The sequence below is a fragment of the Pseudoalteromonas sp. BSi20495 genome, assembly GCF_000241185.1.
Classification (GTDB): Bacteria; Pseudomonadota; Gammaproteobacteria; order Enterobacterales; family Alteromonadaceae; genus Pseudoalteromonas; species Pseudoalteromonas fuliginea.
In genome coordinates this window covers 1-215 of record NZ_BADY01000204.1, presented here as the reverse complement: position 1 = coordinate 215, position 215 = coordinate 1, and the positions used below count along the sequence as shown (strand labels likewise).

1 protein-coding gene is annotated in these 215 nt (G+C 43.7%); it reads right to left on the bottom strand.

Annotated features, from left to right (window positions below; genetic code table 11):
• Nucleotides 1-198, bottom strand: a 198-nt coding sequence (locus P20495_RS21195; RefSeq protein ID WP_033016558.1) for a transposase, incomplete at its 3' end; no start/stop codon positions are given.
• Nucleotides 199-215 lie beyond the last annotated feature (17 nt).

The window sequence follows — 215 nt, the reverse complement described above, 5'->3', positions numbered from 1 at the left end:
CTCGGGCGTCATTGGTGAAGCTGTGGGTGTCTGACCATTGCGTTCTAGCTTTAATTGAGTAACCCATTTACTTACGGTTGATTTACCCACCCCCATCGCTTTTGCTGCGTCTTCTTGCGTATAACCTTGGTCTACTACAAGCTGAGCCGTTTCTAATTTAATTGCCGCTGAATATGTTGCGCGTTTTAATTTCGTCATTTTTTCACCCAAATTTG